The organism is Rhizobium sp. CSW-27 (assembly GCF_018760785.1).
Classification (GTDB): domain Bacteria; phylum Pseudomonadota; class Alphaproteobacteria; order Rhizobiales; family Rhizobiaceae; genus Neorhizobium.
This window is the reverse complement of record NZ_JAHHZO010000005.1, coordinates 243,581-267,222: the sequence shown is the minus strand read 5'-3', so window position 1 is coordinate 267,222 and position 23,642 is coordinate 243,581. Positions and strand designations below refer to the sequence as shown.

Sequence of the window (23,642 nt, the reverse complement as noted above, 5' to 3'; positions counted from 1 at the left end):
ATGTTACGGAGAGGTCCCATGCGTCTGCTTCTCATCCATACCGGCGGCACTATCGGCATGGCGCCCGGACCGGGCGGCCTTGCGCCGATCAGGGGACTGGTGGAAGGCGCGCTGGCAGAACGGCTGCCGGCCGCGACGACGCTGGAAACCCATGTCTTCGCCCCCCTGCTCGACAGCGCCAATGTCGGCCCGCATCACTGGAACGAAATGCTGTCGGTCATCCGTCAGCATCCCGGCCTGCCGGTGATCATCACCCACGGAACCGACACGATGGCCTTCACCGGTGCCGCGCTGTCGCAGGCGCTGGCGGGCGAGGAACGCCGCGTCATCCTGTGCGGCTCGATGGTGCCGCTTGGCGAAGGTGGCGATGCAGAAGGCAATCTCGACCTGGCGCTCGCGGCCGCCCTGGCGCCGGGGGCGGGCATTCACCTGGCCTTTGCCGGCCGCCTGCTGCCGGCCGCGGGCCTGGTGAAGCACGACAGCCATGCCGCAGACAGTTTTCGCGCCCAGCCGCAGGCGCAGGCTGTTGCGCCTCGCCGGAGCAGCTTCGATGCGGCACGCCGGCTGGCGATCCTGACGCTGTCGCCCGGCATGCCGGCACCGCTTCTGTCTGCCGCGCTGTCGGTTCTGGACGGCGCGGTGCTGCGGGTGTTCGGCTCGGGCACGGCGATGGAGGATGCCGCCATCCTCGCGGCCTTGGGCGAAGGGGTCGCCGCCGGAAAGCGCCTGCGCGCCGTCAGCCAGTGCGAGGCCGGCGGCCTTGCCCCCGGCACCTATGCCGCCGGCGCCGGCCTGTGGAGCACCGGGGTGGAAAATGGCGGCCTGGAGACACCGGAAGCCGCCCTGATCCACCTCTGGCTGAACTGATGTCAGCCCCCTGACATGAGCCGGAAAGGCGAAAGGCGGCCCGAAGACCGCCTTTCCCGTGCAACTCCCCTCGACAGAGAGAGGCGGTCTAGCCGAAAATCGCCAGGCTGTTTCTCAGCGTGACCCACACCCCCCACAGCAACGGCAGACCGACAACCGCCCAGGCCAGTGCGGCCCTGGCATCAAGCCCGCCCTTGCCGATGCCGAAGGAGCCGGTCGGGCCGGCATTGGCTGCAGCGGTCTTTGCCTGCAGGGCCGCGACCTCTGCATCCGACATGAACCACTTGTCCGACAGCGGCTTGACGAAGGCATTGGCGATGAGTCCGACGGCGAGCATGCCGGCGAGGATGTACATCGTGCTGGTATAGAGAGCCGGACCCGGCGCCACACCGGCGGCGATCTGCGCCTCGCGGATATAGTTCACCACGAAGGGACCGGCGATGCCGGCCGTTGCCCAGGCCGTCAGCAGCCGCCCGTGGATCGCGCCGACGAACTGCGTGCCGAAAATATCGGCCAGATAGGCCGGGATGGTGGCAAAGCCACCGCCATACATCGACAGGATGATGCCGAAGGCGAGCACGAACAGCGCCTTGGACCCCATCAGCGCCAGCGTGGGTGCGAGCGCATAGAGCACGATGCCGAGGATGAAGAAGCAGAAATAGGTGTTCTTGCGGCCGAGCTTGTCGGACATCGAGGCCCAGAAGAACCGGCCGCCGATGTTGAACAGCGAGAGCAGACCGGTGAAGCCGGCGGCGATCGCGGCAATCTGCGCCTTCTGGCCTGCATCAAGCTGCGCGAAGGCAACGCCGGGCAGACCGATCAGCGAACCGGCGAAGATCTCCTGCAGCATGGGGGAAGCCATGCCGATGACGCCGATGCCGGCGGACACGTTGAGGCAGAGCACGGCCCAGATCAGCCAGAACTGCGGCGTCTTGTGCGCATCGCGCAGATGCACGTGGCGATGGGTGATCATGGTGCTCTTGGCAACCGGCGGCGTCCAGCCATCCGGGCGCCAGCCGGCGGGCGGGATGCGGTAGCCGAAGGCGCCGCCCATCATGAAGACGAAATAGACGAGCGCCATCACCACGAAGGTCTGCCAGACGCCGACGGAAGTGTCCGTCTTGAACGTGGTCATCAGCAGGTTGGCGAGCGGTGCACCGATCATCGCGCCACCGCCAAAACCCATGATCGCCATGCCGGTTGCCATGCCGCGCCGGTCCGGGAACCACTTGACCAGTGTCGAGACCGGCGAGATATAGCCGAGACCGAGGCCGATGCCACCAATCACCCCAGCGCCGAGCCACATTAGCCACAGTTGGTGCGTCATGACACCCAGTGCCGCAACGAGAATGCCGCCGCACCAGCAGCAGGCGGACACGAAGCCCGCCTTGCGCGGGCCGACCCGCTCCAGCCAGCCGCCCCAGATGGCGGCAGAGCAGCCGAGCAACACGAAGAACAGCGTATAGATCCAGCCGAGATCCGCGACGCGCCAGTTGCAGGCGGTGGTTGTTAGCGCTCCCATCAATGTCAGGCCGGAGCAGCTCGGATCGGTAGCGGGCAATGCCTTGGAAAGCGGCAGCCAGAACACGCTGAAACCATAGGCCATGCCGATGCACAGGTGAATGGCAAGTGCCGCGGGGGGCACCAGCCAGCGATTGAATCCGGGTCTCGCTATGATCCGCTCCCGATCGAGAAGACCGGTACCGGCCAGATCCCCTCCACTTACGCCTGCAATTGCCATTGACGAACTCCTCCCTCTTGGACTGTCAGGACAATGAAATCACCCGCCCGCACACAGGATGCGCGGGGTCAGGCATGACGTGCGACTGACGACCTCTCCGCCACCAGTCCGCTCAGCATGTAATGCATCGACCGGCCTGTCCGGACCTTTCCGGGCCGGAACCGATCACACGACGCCCGCCGGAACGCTTTGTTCCGACAGGGATTCGCCAGCAGCCGGGCCCTTGCCGCCCGGCGCTCCCCTTGCCGCGTCCGCCCCAAGCCCGACCGCATTGGTGGTTGGGTTGCCCGGACGCTTGATCTTGTTCGAGGCCGCAATCACCAGCGGCAGGAAACCGCCGATCCCGGCATCGATCATCTCGAAGAACCGGCGGCGCATCCGTGGCTCCCAGAATTTGTTGATGTGGGTCGCAACACCATCCACCCTGACCGCTTCCGGCTGCGAGGCAAAAAACGTGGCGATCTGGTTTGCCATGCGGACGAGTTTCTCGTCGGTATGATCAAGCGACATGACTGGTCTCTCCCGTCGTCAGACGATCAGGCCTGGTGAACACTTCAAATTCATCGCCGCGGGCAATGCCGATCAGCGTGATGCCGGCCCGTTGCGCGGTTTCGATCGCAAGCGCCGTGGGCGCCGAGATCGCGATCAGATAGGGGCAGCCGAGCAGCGCCGTCTTCTGCACCATCTCCACCGACAGCCGGCTGGTGACGACCACCGCCCCCTCGCCTGCCGTGAGCGAGGCGCGGAGCACCGCACCGACCAGCTTGTCGAGCGCATTGTGGCGGCCGACATCCTCGCGGATTGCAAAAAGACCCTTGCCCGGCCGATAAAAGCCTGCGCCATGCACCGCCCGGGTTTCCCGGTTCAGCACCTGGCCATCGCCGAGAAGCCGGGCGGCTTCCGCCACCATGGCCGGCGTCAGCCGGAAGCGGGCCTCGGACACGCTCGCCACGTCGCGTGCCGCCTGCTCGATCGATTCGATGCCGCAGAGACCACAGCCGACGGGGCCCGCCATGCGACGGCGACGAGCGGTGAGCGCATCGGCGGTCGCATCCCTCAGGCTGATCTGCACATCGATACCGGCACCGGCCTCGACCGGTTCGACGTCGAGAATGTCCGCGGCCGAGGTGATGATCTCCTCGGCCAGCGAAAAACCATAGGCGAAATCGATCAGATCGGACGGTGTTGCCATCATCACCGCATGGGTCGAGCCGCCGTAGGAGAGCGCAATCGGCACCTCTTCCGGCACGATGCGATGGCCGTCTGCCATCTGCCCCTGCCGGAAACGCCATTCCTGAACCGTACGGCTTTGGCTGTCCGTCATCACCTCGTCCTTACTCCGCCGCTTCCAGTTTGCCGACGATACGGCGGGAGCGGCGGCTGAGTTCCTCGTAATCCTCCTGCCAGTCCGTCGGGCCGTTGGAGGGCGAAATCTGCACGGCCGTCACCTTGTATTCCGGACAGTTGGTCGCCCAGTCGGAGAAATCCGTGGTGATGACGTTCGCCTGCGTGTTCGGGTGGTGGAAGGTGGTATAGACGACGCCCGGTGCGACGCGATCGGTGATCAGCGCACGAAGCGTCGTTTCACCGGCGCGGCTGGCAAGCTTCACCCAATCGCCATCCTTGATGCCGCGCTGTTCGGCATCATGCGGATGCAGTTCCAGCCGGTCCTCCTCATGCCAGACGACATTCTCGGTGCGGCGCGTCTGCGCGCCGACATTGTACTGGCTGAGAATGCGGCCGGTGGTGAGCAGCAGCGGGAAACGCGGGCCAGTGCGTTCGTCGGTCGCGACATATTCCGTACGGATGAACTTACCTTTGCCGCGCACGAAACCATCGACATGCATGATCGGTGAGCCATTGGGGAATTTTTCGTTGCAGGGCCACTGCACCGAACCCTTTTCCTCCAGATAGGCATAGGACACGCCGGCAAAGCTCGGGGTCGTTGCGGCGATCTCATCCATGATCTGCGATGGATGGGTGTAAGCCCAGGCAAGGCCCATGGCCTGCGCCAGCTTCTGGGTCACTTCCCAATCCGCATAACCGTTCTTCGGCGTCATGACCTTGCGCACGCGGTTGATGCGGCGCTCGGCATTGGTGAACGTGCCGTCCTTTTCCAGGAAGGTGGAGCCCGGCAGGAAGACATGCGCGTAGTTCGCCGTCTCATTGAGGAAGAGGTCGTGGACGACGACGCATTCCATGGCGGCAAGACCGGCCGAGACATGCTTGGTATCGGGATCGGACTGGAGAATGTCTTCGCCCTGGATGTAGATGCCCTTGAACGTGCCGTCGACGGCGGCATCCAGCATGTTGGGAATACGCAGGCCCGGTTCGTTGTTGAGCGTGACACCCCAGAGTTTTTCGAAGGTTTCGCGGGTGGCATCGTCCGAGATGTGGCGGTAACCCGGCAGTTCGTGCGGGAAGGAGCCCATGTCGCAGGAGCCCTGGACGTTGTTCTGGCCACGCAGGGGATTTACGCCGACGCCGGGGCGGCCGATATTGCCGGTCGCCATGGCGAGGTTGGCAATCGCCATGACCGTGGTCGAGCCCTGGCTGTGTTCGGTGACGCCGAGGCCGTAATAGATCGCGCCGTTGCCGCCCTTGGCGTAAAGACGGGCGGCACCGCGCAGATCTTCCGCCGGGACGCCAGTGAATTTTTCCGTCTCTTCCGGCGAATGCTGCGGCTCGGCGACGAAGGCCGCCCAGTCCTCGAATTCCGACCAATCGCAGCGGGTGCGGATGAAGGCTTCGTCGAACAGGCCTTCGGTGACGATGACATGGGCGAGCGCCGTCAGCACCGCGACATTGGTGCCGGGTTTCAGCGGCAGGTGGAAGGCCGCTTCCACATGCGGGGTGCGGACCAGATCGATGCGGCGCGGGTCGATGACGATCAGCTTGGCACCCTGGCGCAGCCGCTTCTTGAGCCGCGAGCCGAAAACCGGGTGGCCATCGGTCGGATTGGCGCCGATCACCAGCACCACGTCGGAATGTTCGACGGAGTCAAAGTTCTGCGTGCCGGCAGACGTGCCGAAGGCCTGACCGAGACCATAGCCGGTCGGCGAATGGCAGACGCGGGCGCAGGTATCGACATTGTTGTTGCCGAAACCGGCGCGGATCAGCTTCTGCACGAGATAGGTTTCTTCATTCGTGCAGCGCGACGAGGTGATGCCGCCGATCGATTCCCGGCCGTACTGGTACTGGATCCGGCGGAATTCCGAGGCGACATGCGCAAAGGCCTCTTCCCAGGTGACTTCGCGCCAGGGATCGGAGATCTTCTCGCGGATCATCGGATTGAGGATCCGGTCCTTGTGGCTTGCGTAACCGTAGGCGAACCGACCTTTGACGCAGGAATGGCCGCGATTGGCCTGGCCATCCTTCCACGGCACCATGCGCACCAGTTCTTCGCCGCGCATTTCCGCCTTGAAGGAACAGCCGACGCCGCAATAGGCGCAGGTGGTGACGACGGAATGTTCCGGCTGGCCGATGGCGATGACGGACTTTTCCGTCAATGTGGCCGTCGGGCAGGCCTGCACGCAGGCGCCGCAGGAGACACATTCGGATTCGAGAAAGGCCTCGTGCGCGCCAGGCGAGACGCGGCTGTCGAAACCACGGCCCTCGATGGTCAGCGCAAACGTTCCCTGCACCTCTTCGCAGGCCCGCACGCAGCGCGAACAGACGATGCATTTGGAGGGGTCATAGGTGAAATACGGATTGCTCTCGTCCTTCGGCATCCACTGGGCGTTGATGGTGCCGGTGGCGGAGCGCGCCTTCACATGGTTGTCGCCCTCATAACCATAACGCACATCGCGCAGGCCGACGGCGCCCGCCATGTCCTGCAGCTCGCAGTCACCGTTCGCGGCGCAGGTCAGACAGTCGAGCGGATGGTCGGAGATATAAAGCTCCATCACACCCTTGCGGATCTGCTTCAGCCGTTCCGTCTGGGTGTGGACGACGAGGCCGGGGGCAACCGGCGTAGTGCAGGAGGCGGGCGTGCCGTTGCGGCCCTCCACCTCGATCAGACAGAGGCGGCAGGAGCCGAAGGCATCCACCATGTCGGTGGCGCAGAGTTTCGGCACCTGAATGCCGGCCTCCATCGAGGCCCGCATGATCGAGGTGCCCTCGGGGACCGTGATCGCGCGGCCATCGATGGTGAGTGTCACCATCTTGTCGGAGCGCGAGGCGGGCGTGCCGTAGTCGATTTCAGGAACGAGGGGCATGGATGGCCTCCTGTCGGGTTTTCTGAACAAAGGGTTGGCCACGGCGCGAGGAGTTACCCCCCTCTGCCCTGCCGGGCATCTCCCCCTCAAGGGGGGAGATCGGATTGGGGGCGACCTCGCCGGCTACCATGAACCTCGTGAAGCCAGGCCAGGTCATCCGACGAGTGCTTCTGGTCGAAGCGATTGCCACTTGCCGATCTCCCCCCTTGAGGGGGAGATGTCCGGCAGGACAGAGGGGGGTATTTCGGATGCTGAGCGATATGTCGTGCATTACTCCGCAGCCTCCCGGACCGGCACCGGCGCAAAATCATCCGGGAAATGCGTCATGGCGCTCATGACCGGATAAGGCGTGAAACCGCCGAGCGCACAGAGCGAGCCGAATTTCATGGTGTTGCAAAGGTCTTCAAGCAGCACCTTGTTCTTCTCAGGCTCGATGCCGCGGGCGATCTTGTCCACCGTCTCGACGCCGCGCGTCGAGCCGATGCGGCAGGGCGTGCACTTGCCGCAGCTTTCGACCGCACAGAACTCCATGGCGAACCGCGCCTGGTTCAGCATGTCGACCGTATCATCGAACACCACGATGCCCGCATGGCCGATGAGACCACCGGCAGCGGTGAAGGCCTCGTAATCGAAGATGGTGTCGAACAGCGACGGCGGGAAATAGGCGCCAAGCGGTCCACCGACCTGCACCGCCTTGACCGGGCGCCCGGAGATGGTGCCGCCACCGATCTCGTTGATCAGCTGGCCGAGCGGCAGGCCGAAGGCGGTCTCGTAAAGCCCGCCATGCTTCAGATTGCCGGCAAGCTGGATCGGGATCGTGCCATGTGAACGGCCGACGCCGAAATCCCGGTAGAACGAAGCGCCGCGGTCCATGATGACGGGGATCGTGGCGAGCGACATGACATTGTTGACGACGGTCGGTTTGCCGAACAGGCCCTGCAACGCCGGAAGCGGCGGCTTGGCACGCACGATACCGCGCTTGCCTTCCAGGCTGTTCAAAAGCGAGGTTTCCTCGCCGCAGACATAGGCACCGGCGCCCATGCGGACTTCCATGTCAAACGCGTAAGCCGAACCCAGCACGGACGGACCGAGGATCCCCTCGCGCCGGGCAATTGCAATCGCCTCTTCCATGATGGCAAACGCATGCGGATATTCGGAACGGGTGTAGACATAGCCCTTGGTGGCGCCGACTGCGATGCCGGCAATCGCCATGCCTTCGATCAGCACGAAGGGGTCGCCCTCCATGATCATCCGGTCGGCAAAGGTGCCGCTGTCGCCCTCATCGGCATTGCAGACGATGTATTTCTGATCGGCCGTGGCATCGGCCACCGTCTTCCACTTGATGCCGGTCGGAAAGCCCGCGCCGCCGCGGCCACGCAGGCCGCTGTCGGTGACTTGGCTGACGATCTCGGCCGGCGGCATGGCAATCGCCTGTTCCAGCCCTTTCAGCCCCTGGTAATGGCGGTAATCCTCGAGCGACAGGGGATCCGTCACGCCACAGCGCGCGAAGGTCAGCCGGGTCTGTCCCTTCAGGAACGGAATCTCCTTGGTGAGCCCGTGGCCGAGCGGATGAGCGCCGCCGGTCAGAAATCCGGCCTCGAACAGGGAAGGCACGTCCTTCGGCGTCACCGGGCCATAGGCGACCCGGCCCTGCGCGGTGCGCACCTCGACCAGCACTTCCAGCCACAGCATGCCGCGTGAGCCGTTGCGGACGATATGGACATCGAGATTGCGGGCCTTGGCCTCCCGCTCGATGGCCGCCGCCACCTTGTCGGCACCAACGGCAAGGGCTGCCGCATCCCGGGGAACGAAGACAGTGATGGTTTCGGTCACGCTCATGCCCGCACCTCCGCCACGATGTCGTTCAGGCAGTCTTCGTGCAGGCGGGCATACAGTTCACCATCCAGCATGGCAGCCGGCGCCTGGGCGCAGAGGCCGAGACAGAAGACCGGCTCCAGCGTCACCGATCCATCGGCCGCCGTCTCATGCCAGTCGAGCCCGAGTTTCGCCTTTACCTGCTCTGCCAGCGCATCGCCGCCCATGGATTGACAGGCTTCGGCGCGACAGAGCTTGAGACAGTGGCGACCGGCCGGATGATCGCGGAAATCATGATAGAAGGTGACGACGCCGTGCACCTCGGCGCGCGACAGATTGAGTGCCTGCGCGATAATCTGCTTGGCCGCTTCCGGGATGTAGCCGAACGCCTCCTGCACCTTGTGCAGGATCGGCAGCATCGGGCCTTCCAGATGACGACAGTCCTCGATGATGGACGAAATACGGGTTGCCTCATCCACGGCAACCACCCGAACATTCATGGTCAGTCCTCCCAAACCGACGCCCGACAAGCTCTTCAGCCGGCTGACCGGAGGCTTGCCTCTTGCAGACCTTTACGATCCAGGCGCCGCCATCAGAAACAGCAAACAGTGCCTATGCAGGCAAGGATGGCGAGGATGCATACATCAGGTCAATATCGACGTCTCGTTGTGCGATAGAAAAAATCTATCAAAAGCGGATGCTGCAACGCGGGATCTTGCCTCGTGCAGCAGGGCCGACACGAGGGGCGTGTGCGGTTCACGATGCGTGGCAACCAGGCCCACCAGATGCTCCGCATCCGGTTCCGTGATCGGGATCATCCGGATCTGTTCAGGAAATCCGAAGGATTCCGCCACGTTACGCGGCATGATCGAGGCCCATTGACCGGTGCGGATATGGGAAAACAGCACGATCATCGAATTGGATTCCAGCGTCGGCTTGGCCCAGACACCAGCTTCCGCCATGTGTTTGTTGATGATCCGTCGGTTCTGCATATCAGGCGTCAATAGACAAAGCCGAAGACCGGAAACCTCCTGCCAGGTGACGTTTTGACGATCCGCAAGCGGCGTGCCGGCTGCGGTAATCAGGTGATAGCGCTCTGAATACAGTGGCACGGTGGTGACGCGACCGAGCGGTTCGTTGTCGAGATAGGTGATGCCGGCGTCGATCTCGAGGTTTTCCAGCTGGCTCAGAACCTGCAGCGAGGTGCGCGAGGTGACGGAAAAGGTGACGTTCGGGTGGCGCGCCTGGAAAGGCTCCGTCAGCTTCGGCACCATGGCGAGCGCGGTCGGGATGACGGCCAGCCGGATATGGCCGGCAAGCCCCTTGCGGGCAGCGCGCATTTCCTCGCGCATGGTGCGGGTATCGCCGACGATGCGGCGTGCCCATTCCAGCACGCGCTGCCCCTCCGGCGTCAGCCCCTGGAAACGGGAGCCGCGCACCACCAGCACCACGCCAAGCTGATCCTCCAGCTGGCGGATGGCAGCCGATAGCGTGGGCTGCGAAATGCCGCATTCCTCCGCCGCGCGGCCAAAATGCCCGGCTCCGGCAAGCGCGATGAAGAATTCCAGCTTGTCGATCATGATGTGCCTCCCCGGAGCCTGAAGCCTGCTGTTGTGACCGCTGCGGCCACGACCCGTCAACCCGCCCTGTCCGGCATGCATCCACATGCCCGTGGAACCAAAGCCCAGGGCTCTCCATTTATGGCCGGGGAGGCAAAAAGCACGATGGGCACCGTGACGAGGCAAGACACACTCTCCTTTCTCCAGGGCGGCGGCCGCTCGGCCGGAATCATGCACGACATCGACTGGAGCCGCACGCCGCTCGGCCCGATGGAACGCTGGCCGGTGGCACTGAAGACGGCGGTCGGCATGGTGCTGACCTCGGGCTTTCCCGCCACCATCGCCTGGGGTCCGGATCTGACGATGATCTACAACGATGCCTTCCGGCCGATCCTCGGCCGCAAGCCGGAAGCGATGGGCCAGCCGTTCGGCGCGGTGTGGTCGGAAGTCTGGGCGGAGATGGCGCCGGTCGCGCGCAAGGCACTGGCAGGCGAAGCCACCTTCGTCGAGGATTTTCCGCTGACGGTGCAGCGCAACGGCTATGCGGAGGAAGCCTTCTTCACCTTCTCCTACAGCCCGCTGCGCGACGATGACGGCCGGATCGTCGGCCTGCTCGACACGGTGATCGAGACGACGGCGCGGGTGGCCAGCCAGCGGCAGGTGCGGCTGATGAATTCCGAACTGCAGCACCGCATGAAGAACATGTTCGCCATGGTGACCTCGATCGCCAGCCAGACGCTGCGGGTGGCGCATTCGGTGGAGGAAAGCCGTGCGCTTCTGCTGCAGCGGCTTGCCGCCGTCGCCAATGCCCATGCGCTGGTGACGGATGCACCGAAGGGCGACGTGCCGGTGGCACAGGTGCTGGAAACGGCACTTGCCGCGCACCGCACCGTCTCCGGTCAGGTCCAGCTGCAGGGGCCGAAGGTCATGCTCAGCGAAAAACAGGCCCTGTCCCTGTCACTGGCCATCAACGAACTGACCACCAATGCGATGAAATATGGCGCGCTCTCGGTCGAGAACGGCCGGGTCGAGGTGTCGTGGCGCGGCAATGGCCACGGCCCCTTCGAGCTGCACTGGCACGAACAGGGCGGACCACCAGTGACGAAACCTTCGCGCCGCGGCTTCGGCACCACGCTGATGGAACGGGTGGTGCCGCATGATTTCGGCGGCAGCGCCGAACTGACCTACGCGCCGGAAGGACTGTCCTACCGGATCATCTCGCCGGCCCTGAAACGCTGAGGGCCGCCGGATCAGAGGTGAAGCGAGGCGGTCTTTTCCTTCAGCAGTGCAGCGCTGCGGGCCAGACCGGCATGTTCGGCGGCATCGAGTTCCGGAAACAGATCGACGATCACGCCGGAGGCGCCCACGACGCGGGGAATGGACAGCGCCACATCCGCAATCCCCTCCACTTCCGGCGTCAGCATCGAGACGGAGAAGACGGCGCGCTGATCGAGCGCGATCGCCTTCACCAGGCGCGCCAAGCCCGCGCCGATACCGTAATAGGTCGAGCCCTTGCCCTCAATGATCCGATAGGCGGCATTGCGGACATTGTCATCGATCTCGGCGCGGACCGCCGCCGTCAGTGGCCGCCCCACCTGTTCGGCGAAGGAAGCGACAGAGACGGACCCGGCCAGCGCATTCGACCAGGTGAGCACCTCGCTATCCCCGTGTTCTCCGAGCACATAGGCATGGACGGACTGGGGGGAGATGCCGAGATGGCGTCCGAGCAGGCTGCGGAAGCGGGCGGTATCGAGGATCGTTCCCGAACCGATGACACGATGCGGCGGCAGGCCGGACAGCCGCGTGGTGATCTGCGTCATGATATCGACCGGGTTGGAGGCGATCAGCAGGATCGCATCCGGCGCGACGGCCAGCACGGCGCCGACCACCTGGCGGAACACGTCGGCATTGCGCTCCAGCAGCGCCAGCCGACTTTCGCCCGGCTTCTGATTGACGCCGCAGGCGAGGATGACGACGCCGGCGCCGGCCAGCGCCGCGTAGCCGCCGGCACTGACCTTGGTCGCCGAATGAAACGGCGTGGCATGCGCGATGTCTTCTGCCTGGGCAATCGCCAGCTTCTCGCTGAGATCGACCAGCACCACTTCGCTCGCCGTTCCGGTGAGGGCCAGCGCATAGCCCGCCGAGCTGCCGACCATGCCGGCGCCTACAATTCCGACCTTCATTCTTCCCTCCGTGGCTGAGTTCGACCTCAGGTTACACCAGGTTACAGTGGGACGCGCACCGCATCATGACATGGCTCAATCCGCGGGCTCAATCTGCGGGCTCAGTCATGCGGGGCAAGCGGTGGAGGAGACGGGCGGAAAAACAGGGTGACGATGCAGCACGCCATCTGTTTATATGCCGGCAGACGGGGGGCCCTGCATGCGACGGTTGCCGGCGCTGACAGCGATGAAGGTGTTCGAGGTGGTGGGCCAGACCCGCAGCTTCACCCGCGCGGCCGAGCGGCTGAACCTGACCCAGAGCGCGGTCAGCCGGCAGGTGCGCAATCTGGAGGACCGGCTGGGCGAAAAGCTGGTGATCCGCCACCACCATCATCTGGAACTGACGCCTTCCGGCGCGGAACTTTATGCCAGCCTGCAGAACGCCTTCCATTCGGTGGAGCTGACGGTGCGCGGCATCATGGAGAAAAGCAACCGCCACCGGCTGCGCATCAACGTGCCGCCCACCTTCGCCAAGCGCTGGCTGCTGCCCCGACTGTCGCGCCTGCGCGCCGCCCTGCCGGATATCGACATCAGCATCACCACCGATCTTGCCGACAGTCTCGCCGAGCGCAGCCTGCTGGATTGCGCGATCCGCTTCGGCGATGGCGAATGGCCGATGCTCGCCTCCGAGCGGTTGATGACGGAACGGCATATCGCCGTCTGCGCCCCGCATCTTCTACCCGAAAATGGCGCCATCGATCTTTCCCGCCTCACCTTCCTGCATGTGCTGGCCTCTGCCGACCAGCGTTATCTCACCTGGCAACGCTGGCTGGATGCGGCGGGCCTGAGCCACACCGATACGCCCGGTGGCATGGAATTCGACCTGCTGGATCTCGTCATCGAGGCCGCCTGCAGCGGACTCGGCGTCGCGGTGGCCGACAAGGCGATGGTGGCGCCGCTGATGGCAGCCGGCCAGCTGGCACAGGTGCTCGATGTGGAGGTGGAAGGGCATGAGGCCTACTGGCTGGTGACGCGCAGCAACCAGCCGCCCTCCCGACGCGTGGCAACCTTTCGCGACTGGCTGCACGGCGAGCTGGCCGGTGACGGCAAGGCCGCGTCAGTGGCTCAGCCTGGCTGAACCATTCCATTTTGGAATGATCGGGCCGAAAATTCCTCGCTTGCAGCACGGCCTGCCCCTGACGTCTCCTTGCAGCCAGAAGCAGGGAGGACCCCATGCGCGTCTATCGCAATTTCATTGCCGGACAGTTCGTCGAGGCCGGGACCGCAGAGAAGATCGAGGTTCGCAACCCGGCCACCGGCGCCGTGTTTGCCGAGGTGCCGGCCGCGACCGATGCCGAGGCGATCGAGGCCGTGCTTCGGGCCGCCGCCGCGCAGAAGGCCTGGGGCCGAAGGCCGGCCATCGAGCGCGGCGAGGCGCTGCGCCGGCTGGCCGAGAGCCTGCAGAAGCGGGCCGTGCTCATCGGTGCGGCCCTTGCGGAGGAATCCGGCAAGAGCCTTGCCGATGCGACGGCGGAAGTCGGCTACGGGGTGGAACTGATGCGCTACCATGCCGAATGGGCCCGCCGCATTGAGGGAGAGGTGATCGACAGCGACACGCCGAATGAAACGCTGCTGCTGCTGCGGGTGCCGATCGGCGTGGTGGCCTGCCTGATCCCCTTCAACTTTCCGATCTACACGCTGGTGCGCAAGATCGCCCCGGCGCTGATCGCCGGCAATGCGGTGGTCGTGCGCCCCAGCAACACGACACCGACCTGCGCCTTCGCCTTTGCAGAAGCGGTGGCGGAAGCCGGCCTGCCGGAGGGTCTCGTCAGCATCCTGACCATGACGCATGACGTGGCGGCGACACTCTGCACGCGGCCGGAAATCGGCATGATCACGCTGACGGGAAGCGTGACGGCGGGCCGCGCGGTGCTGGATTTCTGCAAGGAAAACATTGCAAAGCCCTCGCTGGAGCTTGGCGGCAAGACGCCGGTGATCGTCGAGCCGGATGCCGATCTCGATGCGGTGGCGCGCATGGTGCTTTCCGCCAAGACCGCCCATTGCGGTCAGGTCTGCACCTCGGTGGAGCGGCTCTATGTGCATGCCTCCATCCATGACGCGCTTCTCGCCCGGCTGAAGGCCGGCTTCGCCGGTCGCGGCTTCGGCAACCGGGCGACCGATGCGAGCCTGATGGGGCCGCTTGCCTCCGAGGCCGCACGCCGGCGCGTGCATACCATGGTGGAGCGCGCCGTGGCCGAGGGCGCGGTGCTGGAGGCCGGCGGCGTTCTGCCGGAAACGAGCGGCTATTTCTATCCGCCCACCCTTCTTTCCGGCTGCCGGCAGGAGATGGAGATCGTGCGGGAAGAAGTGTTCGGCCCCGTGCTGCCGGTGATGGCCTACAGCGACTTTGACGAGGCGCTGCGGCTGGCAAGCGACAGCCAGTATGGCCTCGCCTCCGTGGTGTTTTCCAACGACTACCGCAAGGTGATGCAGGCGGCGACGGCAATGGAGGCGGGCGAACTCTACATCAACCGCTTCCCGGCCGATCCCTATCAGGGCTACCACGCCGGCTGGAAACGCTCCGGCCTGGGCGGCGACGATGGCAGGCACGGAATGCTGGAATTCACCCAGACACGGCTCGTGATCCTGAACCACTGAGGAACAGACCGATGAAGCTTGCCGCACTCACCACCCATGTCGTCGCAGTCCCACCGCCGCATATCGGCGGCATGTACTGGATCTTCGTCGAGCTGGAAACCGCCTGCGGCATTCGCGGCCTGGGCGAGATCTACGCCACCGCCTTCGATCCGAATGCGCTGGTGCCGCTGATCGAGGATGTCTTCCGGCGCCATCTGGAAGGCCATGATCCGCACCGGATCGAACGCTTCTGGCGCGCCGCCTATTCCAGCGGCTTCACCCAGCGCCCGGACCCGACGATGATGGGCATCGTCTCCGGCCTGGAAATTGCCTGCTGGGACATCATCGGCAAGGCGGCGGGGCGACCGGTCGCCGATCTGCTGGGCGGCACGGTGCATGAGCGGCTTCGCGCCTATACCTATCTGTATCCGAAGAACGCGGCCGGCGAGTACGACTACAACGACCCGGACCTCGCCGCCGAGGAAGCGGTGCGCATGGTGGAGATGGGGTTTACCGCGCTCAAATTCGATCCGGCCGGCCCCTACACGCAATATAGCGGCCACCACCTGTCGCTCGGCGTGATGGATCGTTGCGAGACTTTCTGCCGCAAGATCCGCGAGGCGATCGGCGCGAAGGCCGACATCCTGTTCGGCACGCATGGGCAGATGGTGCCGGCCTCCGCAATCCGTCTCGCGAAACGGCTCGAAAAATACGATCCGCTGTGGTTCGAGGAGCCGGTACCGCCGGGACAGGAGGCGGCGATGGCGACGGTGGCACGAGCGACCTCCATTCCGGTCTCGACCGGCGAGCGGCTGACCACCAAATACGAGTTCCAGCGCGTGCTGCAGGAAGGGGCGGCCTCCATTCTGCAGATGAATGTCGCCCGTGTCGGGGGTCTGCTGGAGGCGAAGAAGATCGCCGGCATGGCGGAAAGCTTCTACGCGGAAATCGCCCCCCATCTCTATAACGGTCCGGTCGGTGCGGCCGCCAGCATCCAGCTTGCCGCCGCCACGCCGAATTTCCTCATCCATGAGGCGATCATGGATTTCTCCGGCTTCCACGCGGAGGTGCTGAAGAGCAAGCTCGTCGTCGAGGACGGTTATCTGATCCCCTCGCGCGAGCCGGGGATCGGGGTGGAGCTGAACCATGCGGTGGTCGCCGCGCACACGCCCTATCGCGGCGAGCGGCTGCACCTGCAGATGGCGGCGGAGCCGGCCGATGTGAAACAGTTCGCGCCGGCCAAGGGGTGATCCGTCGATGCAGTTCGACTTCATCATCGTCGGTGCCGGATCGGCCGGCTGCATTCTGGCGCACCGCCTCAGCGAGGACGGACGCCACAGCGTTCTGCTGCTGGAGGCCGGCGGCGGCGATCGTTCGCTGTGGCTGAAGATCCCGGTCGGCTATGCCAGGAGCTATTACGACCCGACCGTCAACTGGATGCACTGGAGCGAGCCGGAACCGGGGCTGAACAATCGCCGGGTCTATGTGCCGCGCGGCAAGGTGCTGGGCGGTTCCGGCGCGATCAATGCCATGGTCTTCGTGCGGGGTGCCGCCAGCGATTTCGAGGACTGGAAGGCCGCCGGCAATCCCGGCTGGGGGGCGGACGACGTGCTGCCCTGGTTCAGGCGGCTGGAAACCCATGCCGATGGTGCATCGCGCTGGCATGGCGACGACGGGCCGATCCACGTGACCCCGATGCGCGATGGCATCCATCCGGTAAGCCGCGCCTTCCTTTCGGCCTGCGCGGAACTGGGCTATCCCCTCAATCCGGATTTCAACGGTGCGACCATCGAAGGGGCCGGGATCTACGACATCAATACGAGACGCGGCCTGCGCTCGCATTCCGGCGCCGAATATCTGCGCCCGGCGCTGAAACATCGCAATCTGCAGGTGGAACAGCAGGCCTTTGCCGAACACCTCCTCTTCGATGACAACGGACGGGTGAGCGGTGTCGCCGTGCGCCAGAACGGGCAACGGCGACTGTTTACGGCACGGCGCGAGGTGATCCTCGCCGCCGGTGCCGTGCAGAGCCCGGCACTGCTGCAGCGTTCGGGTCTTGGCGATGGCGCGCAATTACAGGCGCTGGACATTGGCGTGCGCCATCACCTGCCGGCGGTCGGCCAGAACCTGCAGGACCATCTCTGTACCAGCTTCTACTATCGCTCCCGCCGGCCGACGCTGAATGCGATGTTCGGCAGCCTGACCGGCCAGGCGCTCCTCACCCTCCGATATCTCCTGACGCGCCAGGGGCCCTTTGCCATGAGCGTCAACCAGGCCGGCGGCTTCTTTCGCGGCAGCGAGGCGGCCGCGCGGCCCAATCTGCAGCTCTATTTCAACCCCCTCTCCTACCGCATTCCGGTGAGCCCGAAGGCCGGCCTGAAGCCCGAGCCCTATCACGGCTTCCTGATGGCGATCAGCGCCTGCCGGCCGGCAAGCCGCGGCGAGATCAGGCTTGCCTCACCGGACCCGTCGACGGCGCCCGTCATTGCGCCGCGCTATCTTTCGGCCGATCGCGATGTGGAGGAAGCACTGCAGGGCATGCATCTGATGCGGCGCATCGCCACCGCACCGGCGCTTGGCGACTGGCTGGAGGCAGAGGTATCGCCCTCTCCGGCCGTTCAGGACGATGCCGCCCTCATCGACTATTTCCGCGACAACAGCGGCTCGATCTATCATCTCTGCGGCAGCTGCGCGATGGGCCCGGACTCACGCGGGAGCGTCGTGGATCATTCGCTGAAGGTGCATGGTGTGAGCGGCTTGCGGATCGCCGACGCCTCGGTCTTCCCCAACATCACCGCCGGCAACATCAACGCACCGACCATGATGGTGGCGGAAAAGGCGTCGGCGATGGTTCTTGCGGATGCGCGGTGACGCGATTGCGGGCTTGAACAGCCCGCCAGGATCTGCCGGGACGACGGTCAGCCAGAGGGATAAGGAATCGGCCACCTCTGGCTTCATACGGGCACGAAAAAGCCGGGCACAAGACCCGGCTTCGATCGTCTGTCCTGCGAGCCCGGTCAGGCGGGCAGGATCGAATGATTGAGATGCGTGAGTTCGCCGAGCATGTGCTCCAGCTTGGTGCGGTGCTCGTCGGTCGGCGCATCGGAAATGTCCTGGCGCAGTGCGTCGATCCGCTTCTGGAACAGGTCGCGATTGGCCTCTTCCTGCGGAACGGCGGATTCGGCCAGCAGCGTGCAGCCGGTCGGCAGGATGTCGGCGAAACCGCCAAACACCACGTACTTCTTCACGCCACCGGAAGCCAGCTTCACAGTGACCACGCCGGCCTTGATGGTCGTCATCGTCGGCGCGTGCTTCGCCATCACGGTCATTTCACCGAGCGTCGCCGGGATCACGACTTCCGTCACCTTTTCCGACAGGAGAAGGCGTTCGGGCGAAACCAGTTCAAATTCGAAAGAGTCGGCCATGACGGTCCACTTCTTTGGGCGTTATGCGGAAAGGAAGAGCGCCCGGTTTCCCGGGCGCCGGTCCGTCTGAGATCAGGCGCCAGCGGCCAGCTTCTTGGCCTTCTCGATGGCTTCCTCAATGGAGCCGACCATGTAGAAGGCGGCTTCCGGCAGGTGGTCGTATTCGCCGTTGACCAGGCCCTTGAAGCCCTTGATGGTGTCTTCCAGCGAAACGAGCTTGCCCGGCGAGCCGGTGAAGACTTCGGCAACGTGGAACGGCTGCGACAGGAAGCGCTCGATCTTGCGGGCGCGGGCAACCGTCTGCTTGTCTTCTTCCGACAGTTCGTCCATGCCGAGGATGGCGATGATGTCCTGCAGGGCCTTGTAGCGCTGCAGCGTCGACTGAACCTTACGGGCCACTTCGTAGTGCTCTTCGCCGATGATCATCGGGTCGAGCATGCGCGAGGTGGAGTCAAGCGGGTCAACGGCCGGGTAGATACCCTTTTCAGCGATCGAACGCGACAGAACGGTCGTTGCGTCCAGGTGGGCGAACGAGGTTGCCGGTGCCGGGTCGGTCAAGTCGTCGGCCGGAACATAGATGGCCTGAACCGAGGTGATCGAACCCTTGTTGGTGGTGGTGATGCGCTCCTGCAGGGCGCCCATGTCGGTTGCGAGCGTCGGCTGATAACCAACGGCCGACGGGATGCGGCCGAGCAGAGCCGACACTTCGGAACCGGCCTGCGTGAAGCGGAAGATGTTGTCGACGAAGAACAGAACGTCCTGGCCCTTGTCGCGGAAGTCTTCAGCGATCGTCAGACCCGTCAGAGCAACGCGTGCGCGGGCGCCCGGCGGTTCGTTCATCTGGCCGTAGACCAGTGCGCACTTGGAACCGGCAGCAGAACCGTTGTTCTCATGCGGGTCCACGTTGACCTTGGACTCGATCATTTCGTGGTAGAGGTCGTTGCCCTCACGGGTACGCTCACCGACGCCTGCGAACACGGAGTAACCGCCGTGTGCCTTCGCGACGTTGTTGATCAGTTCCATGATGAGAACGGTCTTGCCGACGCCGGCGCCGCCGAACAGGCCGATCTTGCCGCCCTTGGCGTAGGGAGCCAGCAGGTCGACGACCTTGATGCCGGTGACCAGGATCTGGGCTTCGGTCGACTGCTCGACATATTCCGGAGCCGACTGGTGGATCGCGCGGCGGGCCTGCGTCGGGATGGCACCCAGTTCGTCAACCGGCTCGCCGATGACGTTGATGATGCGGCCGAGCGTTTCGTCGCCGACCGGAACCGAGATCGGAGCGCCGGTGTTGACGACCGGCTGACCGCGGACGAGACCTTCGGTCGAGTCCATGGCGATCGTGCGGACCTGGTTTTCGCCGAGGTGCTGGGCAACTTCCAGAACCAGACGATTGCCGTTGTTGTCGGTTTCCAGCGCGTTCAGAATCGCCGGCAGGTCGCCCGTGAAGGCAACGTCGACGACGGCGCCGATAACCTGAGTGACGCGTCCGACGGACTCGCTCGTGCTGCTCGCAGTGGTATTCAGGGTCGCTGCTCTAGCCATGTGTTCTTACCCTTCTTCTCTGGGCCTTCAGAGCGCTTCCGCGCCCGAAATGATTTCGATGAGTTCCTTCGTGATCTGCGCCTGACGCTGACGGTTGTAGGACAGCGTCAATTTGTTGATCATCTCGCCGGCGTTGCGGGTCGCGTTGTCCATTGCGGACATCTGCGCGCCGTAGAAGGAAGCGTTGTTTTCAAGGAGCGCGCGGAAGATCTGTACCGCGATGTTGCGCGGCAGCAGGTCTTCCAGGATTTCCTGTTCGCTCGGCTCGTATTCGTAGAGCGCATCCGCCGACGACGCCTGCGCATCCTGGTCGAACTTGGCCGGGATGATCTGCTGTGCCGTGGCGATCTGCGAGATCACCGACTGGAAGCGTGCGTAGAACAGGGTGGCCACGTCGAATTCGCCGGCGTTGAACAGCGCCAGAACCTTCTGCGCCACCTCGCTGGCATTGACGAAGCCGAGCTGCTTCACTTCGCGGAACGTCACGTAATCCACGATGTTTTCGCGGAAGGTACGGCGCAGGATGTCGTTACCCTTGCGGCCGACGGTCAGGATCTTGACGGTCTTGCCTTCGGCGATGAGCTTCAGCGCATGGTCCCGCGCGAGGCGGATGATCGAGGAGTTGAAGCCCCCCGCCAGGCCGCGCTCGCCGGTCGCAACGATCAGAAGGTGGGTCTGGTTCTGGCCGGTGCCCTTGAGGAGCAGCGGTGCCTCTGCATTTTCAGCATTGGCAGCGCTGAGGCTGGCCAGAACGCGGTTCATCCGTTCCGCATAAGGACGCGCCGCTTCGGCCGCCTCCTGCGCACGGCGCAGCTTCGCCGCGGCGACCATTTTCATCGCCTTGGTGATCTTCTGCGTCGCCTTGACGGAGGCGATCCGGTTTTTCAGATCCTTAAGTGAAGGCATCCGTTATCGGTCCTTGAGCTTATCCGTTCAGGCGAAGGTCTTGGAGAATGCGTCCAGGGCCGACTTCAGCTTTGCACGGGTATCATCCGACAGCTGCTTTTCGGTCCGGATCGCGTCGAGGATGGCCTTGCCTTCGGTACGCAGGTAGTTCAGCAGGCCCTGTTCGAACTTGCCGACCTGAGCGACCGGAAGCTTGTCGAGGTAGCCGTTGACGCCGGCGAAGATCACCGAAACCTGTTCTTCCGTCTTCAGCGGCGAGAACTGCGGCTGCTTCAGGAGTTCGGTCAGGCGGGCACCGCGGTTCAGGAGGCGCTGCGTGGAGGCGTCAAGGTCCGAGCCGAACTGCGCGAAGGCCGCCATTTCGCGGTACTGCGCGAGTTCGCCCTTGATGGAGCCTGCAACCTGCTTCATGGCCTTGATCTGCGCGGCAGAACCAACGCGCGAAACCGACAGACCAACGTTCACGGCCGGGCGGATGCCCTGGTAGAACAGGTCGGTTTCGAGGAAGATCTGGCCATCGGTGATCGAGATCACGTTGGTCGGAATGAAGGCGGAAACGTCGTTACCCTGGGTTTCGATGACCGGCAGAGCCGTCAGCGAACCGGCGCCACGCTCGTCGGAGAGCTTTGCGGCGCGCTCGAGGAGACGCGAGTGCAGGTAGAAGACGTCGCCCGGATAGGCTTCGCGGCCCGGCGGGCGGCGCAGCAGCAGCGACATCTGGCGGTAGGCAACAGCCTGCTTCGACAGGTCGTCGTAAGCGATCAGGGCGTGCTGGCCGTTGTCGCGGAAGTATTCGCCCATGGCGCAACCGGCAAACGGAGCGAGATACTGCATCGGAGCCGGATCGGAGGCGGTCGCAGCAACCACGATGGAATACTGCAGCGCGCCGCGCTCTTCGAGAACCTTCACGAACTGGGCAACGGTCGAGCGCTTCTGGCCGATGGCCACGTAGACGCAGAACAGCTTGTCGTTTTCCGGGCCGTTCTCGTGGATCGGCTTCTGGTTCAGGAAGCTGTCGAGAATGATCGCGGTCTTGCCGGTCTGACGGTCACCGATGACCAGCTCGCGCTGGCCACGACCAACCGGGATGAGGGCGTCGATGGCCTTGAGGCCGGTCGACATCGGCTCGTGAACCGACTTGCGCGGGATAATGCCCGGAGCCTTCACGTCAACGCGGGCGCGGCGGCTTGCATTGATCGGGCCCTTGCCGTCGATCGGATTGCCGAGCGCGTCGACAACGCGGCCGAGCAGTTCCGGACCAACCGGAACGTCCACGATGGCGCCGGTCCGCTTGACGGTGTCGCCTTCCTTGATGTCACGGTCGGAACCGAAGATAACCACACCGACATTGTCGGCTTCGAGGTTCAGCGCCATGCCGCGGATGCCACCCGGGAACTCGACCATTTCGCCGGCCTGAACATTGTCCAGACCATAGACGCGGGCGATACCGTCACCGACGGAGAGCACCTGGCCGACTTCGGAAACCTCAGCCTCCTGGCCGAAGTTCTTGATTTGATCTTTGAGAATTGCGGAAATTTCCGCGGCGCGGATATCCATCAGCCAACCTCTTTCAGTGCAAGCTTAAGGGTGGAAAGTTTGGTGCGGAGAGACGTATCGATCTGACGGGAGCCGACCTTGACGATCAGGCCACCGAGGATCGACGGGTCGACAGTCACGTCAACCGCGACCTGCTTGCCCGTTACGCCATTCAGCGCCGACTTCAGTTCTTCTTCCTGCGCCGCAGAGAGCGCATGGGCCGAGACGACCTCGGCGGTAACTTCGCCGCGATGGCGAGCAACGGTTTCGCGATAGGCCCGGATCATGCCCGGCAGCGCGAAGAGGCGGCGGTTCCCCGCAACAACCTTGAGGAAATTGGCCACGAGACCCTTGATGCCGGCCTTGTCGCACAGGGCGGCAATGGCGCGGGCCTGATCGCCGGACGAAAAGACCGGGCTTGCGATCAACCGCTTCAGGTCGTCGCTTTCGTCGATCATTGCCTGAAAACGGTCAAGATCTGCGCGCACCTGATCGATCGCACCAGCTTCGAGCGACAGCTCGAAGAGGGATGAGGCGTAACGGTCGGCAACGCCGGAAGTCCGCTGGGATGTGTCTGCCACGGGCACAATTTCCCTGATTTTCATCCAAGCATTCGGCCTGTTTTCGGAGCCCAGACAAATGCTTGAATTTGCTTCTTTTTCTCAACAGTACCGAAGAAGGGCTTCGGTCTTTTTCCGAAATTCGCGGTTCGTCTAGCATAGGATGTTGGGACTCGCAACACGCGTGACGGCGGAAAGAGCCTTCTCTGCAAGGGCTTGAACCGATTTTATGTCATTTTGCGAAGAAATCCCCCGGGACGCCTCCCTCCTGCGTCCTACAGCCCGGAGAGGTAGCCCAGGACATAGCCGAGAGGCAATGCGCCAAGCACAACCTCAAGCAGCAAAAATGCGATATTGTGCGGCGTGAAACCGCGGTCCGCAAAGAGGGAAACGAGGCGGCCGAAGGCGGCCGAAAGCAGTGCAGCACCCAGTGTCAGATAGGTCCAGTCCTGCGCCAGAAACAGGGCGGAAAGGCCGAGGCCAAGATGCAGGCCGCCGGTGGCGCGCGTCGCGCCATAGCCGCTGGCGGTGATTTCGCCCACGGCAAAGCCCGCGAGTTTCAGCGCCCTGCCGGGCAGGATGAGGACAAGCAGGCCAATGAGAGCGACGAGGGCGGCGGCGATGAAGGCAAGCTGTTCGGGGCGTTCTGCGGGAAAGTAAAGTTCCATGGCC

20 protein-coding genes are annotated in these 23,642 nt (G+C 64.2%); 6 read left to right on the top strand and 14 right to left on the bottom strand.

From position 1 onward, the window contains the following. The first annotated feature begins 18 nt into the window (after positions 1–18). Positions 19–867 (top strand): asparaginase domain-containing protein, encoded by an 849-nt coding sequence (locus KLP42_RS12635; protein WP_215567090.1) that lies wholly within the window; start codon positions 19–21, stop codon positions 865–867. A gap of 88 nt (positions 868–955) precedes the next feature. On the opposite strand, the gene KLP42_RS12630 is transcribed toward KLP42_RS12635, so the two are convergent. The 7 genes from KLP42_RS12630 to KLP42_RS12600 all read right to left on the bottom strand — a co-directional run bounded on the left by KLP42_RS12630 (position 956) and on the right by KLP42_RS12600 (position 10,220). Continuing rightward, the gene (locus KLP42_RS12630) at positions 956–2,608 is read right to left on the bottom strand and encodes an OFA family MFS transporter (RefSeq protein ID WP_215567089.1); all 1,653 of its coding nucleotides are present in this window, start codon (positions 2,606–2,608) and stop codon (positions 956–958) included. Positions 2,609–2,773: 165 nt separating this feature from the next. Next, positions 2,774–3,118 (bottom strand): formate dehydrogenase subunit delta, encoded by a 345-nt coding sequence (locus KLP42_RS12625; protein WP_215567088.1) that lies wholly within the window; start codon positions 3,116–3,118, stop codon positions 2,774–2,776. Next, on the bottom strand, positions 3,108–3,932 hold the full coding sequence (gene fdhD, locus KLP42_RS12620) for a formate dehydrogenase accessory sulfurtransferase FdhD (RefSeq protein WP_215567087.1): 825 nt from the start codon (positions 3,930–3,932) through the stop codon (positions 3,108–3,110). The genes KLP42_RS12625 and fdhD overlap by 11 nt, the downstream gene beginning before the upstream one ends. Positions 3,933–3,942: 10 nt before the next feature. Then, on the bottom strand, positions 3,943–6,825 hold the full coding sequence (gene fdhF / locus KLP42_RS12615; RefSeq protein ID WP_215567086.1) for a formate dehydrogenase subunit alpha: 2,883 nt from the start codon (positions 6,823–6,825) through the stop codon (positions 3,943–3,945). A 270-nt stretch (positions 6,826–7,095) separates the two neighbouring features. Next, positions 7,096–8,664, bottom strand: coding sequence for a formate dehydrogenase beta subunit (locus KLP42_RS12610; protein WP_215567085.1), 1,569 nt, complete (start codon positions 8,662–8,664; stop codon positions 7,096–7,098). Further along, positions 8,661–9,140, bottom strand: coding sequence for a formate dehydrogenase subunit gamma (locus tag KLP42_RS12605; protein ID WP_215567084.1), 480 nt, complete (start codon positions 9,138–9,140; stop codon positions 8,661–8,663). The genes KLP42_RS12610 and KLP42_RS12605 overlap by 4 nt, the downstream gene beginning before the upstream one ends. Before the next feature lie 144 nt (positions 9,141–9,284). Further along, on the bottom strand, positions 9,285–10,220 hold the full coding sequence (locus tag KLP42_RS12600; protein WP_215567083.1) for a LysR family transcriptional regulator: 936 nt from the start codon (positions 10,218–10,220) through the stop codon (positions 9,285–9,287). A 153-nt stretch (positions 10,221–10,373) separates the two neighbouring features. On the opposite strand from KLP42_RS12600, the gene KLP42_RS12595 reads away from it, so the two are divergent. Further along, positions 10,374–11,438, top strand: coding sequence for a sensor histidine kinase (locus tag KLP42_RS12595; RefSeq protein ID WP_353844875.1), 1,065 nt, complete (start codon positions 10,374–10,376; stop codon positions 11,436–11,438). An 11-nt stretch (positions 11,439–11,449) separates the two neighbouring features. On the opposite strand, the gene KLP42_RS12590 is transcribed toward KLP42_RS12595, so the two are convergent. Continuing rightward, on the bottom strand, positions 11,450–12,382 hold the full coding sequence (locus tag KLP42_RS12590; RefSeq protein WP_215567081.1) for an L-lactate dehydrogenase: 933 nt from the start codon (positions 12,380–12,382) through the stop codon (positions 11,450–11,452). A gap of 199 nt (positions 12,383–12,581) precedes the next feature. On the opposite strand from KLP42_RS12590, the gene KLP42_RS12585 reads away from it, so the two are divergent. The 4 genes from KLP42_RS12585 (at position 12,582) to KLP42_RS12570 (ending at position 17,869) form a co-directional block, all read left to right on the top strand. Then, positions 12,582–13,499, top strand: a complete 918-nt coding sequence (locus KLP42_RS12585; protein ID WP_215567080.1) for a LysR substrate-binding domain-containing protein — start codon at positions 12,582–12,584, stop codon at positions 13,497–13,499. A 95-nt stretch (positions 13,500–13,594) separates the two neighbouring features. After that, positions 13,595–15,019 carry an aldehyde dehydrogenase gene (gene aldA, locus KLP42_RS12580; RefSeq protein WP_215567079.1) on the top strand — a complete coding sequence of 475 codons (1,425 nt, stop codon included), beginning with the start codon at positions 13,595–13,597 and terminating at the stop codon, positions 15,017–15,019. An 11-nt stretch (positions 15,020–15,030) separates the two neighbouring features. Next, positions 15,031–16,248 (top strand): mandelate racemase/muconate lactonizing enzyme family protein, encoded by a 1,218-nt coding sequence (locus KLP42_RS12575; protein ID WP_215567078.1) that lies wholly within the window; start codon positions 15,031–15,033, stop codon positions 16,246–16,248. 7 nt (positions 16,249–16,255) lie between these two features. After that, positions 16,256–17,869: a GMC family oxidoreductase gene (locus tag KLP42_RS12570; RefSeq protein ID WP_215567077.1), complete on the top strand. Its 1,614-nt coding sequence runs from the start codon at positions 16,256–16,258 to the stop codon at positions 17,867–17,869. Between the two features lie 146 nt (positions 17,870–18,015). Here the strand turns inward: KLP42_RS12570 and KLP42_RS12565 are convergent, their stop codons facing one another. The 6 genes from KLP42_RS12565 to KLP42_RS12540 form a co-directional block, all read right to left on the bottom strand. Beyond that, on the bottom strand, positions 18,016–18,423 hold the full coding sequence (locus tag KLP42_RS12565) for a F0F1 ATP synthase subunit epsilon (protein WP_215567076.1): 408 nt from the start codon (positions 18,421–18,423) through the stop codon (positions 18,016–18,018). 72 nt (positions 18,424–18,495) lie between these two features. Further along, positions 18,496–19,968 carry a F0F1 ATP synthase subunit beta gene (gene atpD / locus KLP42_RS12560; protein WP_215567075.1) on the bottom strand — a complete coding sequence of 491 codons (1,473 nt, stop codon included), beginning with the start codon at positions 19,966–19,968 and terminating at the stop codon, positions 18,496–18,498. A gap of 27 nt (positions 19,969–19,995) precedes the next feature. After that, on the bottom strand, positions 19,996–20,874 hold the full coding sequence (locus KLP42_RS12555; protein ID WP_215567074.1) for a F0F1 ATP synthase subunit gamma: 879 nt from the start codon (positions 20,872–20,874) through the stop codon (positions 19,996–19,998). Between the two features lie 27 nt (positions 20,875–20,901). Continuing rightward, entirely contained in the window at positions 20,902–22,431 is a 1,530-nt protein-coding gene (atpA, locus tag KLP42_RS12550) for a F0F1 ATP synthase subunit alpha (protein ID WP_215567073.1), read from the bottom strand. Continuing rightward, positions 22,431–22,997: a F0F1 ATP synthase subunit delta gene (locus KLP42_RS12545; protein ID WP_215567178.1), complete on the bottom strand. Its 567-nt coding sequence runs from the start codon at positions 22,995–22,997 to the stop codon at positions 22,431–22,433. The genes atpA and KLP42_RS12545 overlap by 1 nt, the downstream gene beginning before the upstream one ends. A 248-nt stretch (positions 22,998–23,245) precedes the next feature. Beyond that, the gene (locus KLP42_RS12540) at positions 23,246–23,638 is read right to left on the bottom strand and encodes an AGROH133_08824 family phage infection protein (protein ID WP_215567072.1); all 393 of its coding nucleotides are present in this window, start codon (positions 23,636–23,638) and stop codon (positions 23,246–23,248) included. Between the last annotated feature and the right edge of the window lie 4 nt (positions 23,639–23,642).

Coding starts and splice junctions, on each gene's coding strand:
- KLP42_RS12565 (WP_215567076.1), bottom strand. CDS start 18,423: ATGGCCGACTCTTTCGAATTTGAACTGGTTTCGCCCGAACGCCTTCTC.
- KLP42_RS12605 (WP_215567084.1), bottom strand. CDS start 9,140: ATGAATGTTCGGGTGGTTGCCGTGGATGAGGCAACCCGTATTTCGTCC.
- atpD (WP_215567075.1), bottom strand. CDS start 19,968: ATGGCTAGAGCAGCGACCCTGAATACCACTGCGAGCAGCACGAGCGAG.
- KLP42_RS12625 (WP_215567088.1), bottom strand. CDS start 3,118: ATGTCGCTTGATCATACCGACGAGAAACTCGTCCGCATGGCAAACCAG.
- fdhF (WP_215567086.1), bottom strand. CDS start 6,825: ATGCCCCTCGTTCCTGAAATCGACTACGGCACGCCCGCCTCGCGCTCC.
- aldA (WP_215567079.1), top strand. CDS start 13,595: ATGCGCGTCTATCGCAATTTCATTGCCGGACAGTTCGTCGAGGCCGGG.
- KLP42_RS12575 (WP_215567078.1), top strand. CDS start 15,031: ATGAAGCTTGCCGCACTCACCACCCATGTCGTCGCAGTCCCACCGCCG.
- KLP42_RS12585 (WP_215567080.1), top strand. CDS start 12,582: ATGCGACGGTTGCCGGCGCTGACAGCGATGAAGGTGTTCGAGGTGGTG.
- atpA (WP_215567073.1), bottom strand. CDS start 22,431: ATGGATATCCGCGCCGCGGAAATTTCCGCAATTCTCAAAGATCAAATC.
- KLP42_RS12600 (WP_215567083.1), bottom strand. CDS start 10,220: ATGATCGACAAGCTGGAATTCTTCATCGCGCTTGCCGGAGCCGGGCAT.
- KLP42_RS12540 (WP_215567072.1), bottom strand. CDS start 23,638: ATGGAACTTTACTTTCCCGCAGAACGCCCCGAACAGCTTGCCTTCATC.
- KLP42_RS12630 (WP_215567089.1), bottom strand. CDS start 2,608: ATGGCAATTGCAGGCGTAAGTGGAGGGGATCTGGCCGGTACCGGTCTT.
- KLP42_RS12570 (WP_215567077.1), top strand. CDS start 16,256: ATGCAGTTCGACTTCATCATCGTCGGTGCCGGATCGGCCGGCTGCATT.
- KLP42_RS12590 (WP_215567081.1), bottom strand. CDS start 12,382: ATGAAGGTCGGAATTGTAGGCGCCGGCATGGTCGGCAGCTCGGCGGGC.
- KLP42_RS12635 (WP_215567090.1), top strand. CDS start 19: ATGCGTCTGCTTCTCATCCATACCGGCGGCACTATCGGCATGGCGCCC.
- fdhD (WP_215567087.1), bottom strand. CDS start 3,932: ATGACGGACAGCCAAAGCCGTACGGTTCAGGAATGGCGTTTCCGGCAG.
- KLP42_RS12555 (WP_215567074.1), bottom strand. CDS start 20,874: ATGCCTTCACTTAAGGATCTGAAAAACCGGATCGCCTCCGTCAAGGCG.
- KLP42_RS12610 (WP_215567085.1), bottom strand. CDS start 8,664: ATGAGCGTGACCGAAACCATCACTGTCTTCGTTCCCCGGGATGCGGCA.